At 43.9% G+C, this 435-nt stretch carries 1 protein-coding gene; it reads left to right on the forward strand.

Annotated features, from left to right (window positions below; genetic code table 11):
* Window positions 1-435, forward strand: a 435-nt coding sequence (locus tag IMQ56_RS16935; protein ID WP_196035537.1) for a transposase, incomplete at both ends; no start/stop codon positions are given.

Genomic DNA, 435 nt, shown 5'->3' on the forward strand with positions numbered 1-435 from the left:
GTCGCACTACACGGTCGTTCTGTTACTCTTTATGAGAAAGCGTTCCCGCTTTCAGAGCAATGTTCAAAGAAAGCTCATGACCAATTTCTAGCCGACCTTGCGAGCATTCTACCGAGTAACACCACACCGCTCATTGTCAGTGATGCTGGCTTTAAAGTGCCATGGTATAAATCCGTTGAGAAGCTGGGTTGGTACTGGTTAAGTCGAGTAAGAGGAAAAGTACAATATGCAGACCTAGGAGCGGAAAACTGGAAACCTATCAGCAACTTACATGATATGTCATCTAGTCACTCAAAGACTTTAGGCTATAAGAGGCTGACTAAAAGCAATCCAATCTCATGCCAAATTCTATTGTATAAATCTCGCTCTAAAGGCCGAAAAAATCAGCGCTCGACACGGACTCATTGTCACCACCCGTCACCTAAAATCTACTCA

It is taken from the genome of Enterobacter sp. Res13-Sevr-PEC09-46 (assembly GCF_015672585.1).
Taxonomy (GTDB): domain Bacteria; phylum Pseudomonadota; class Gammaproteobacteria; order Enterobacterales; family Enterobacteriaceae; genus Enterobacter; species Enterobacter hormaechei_C.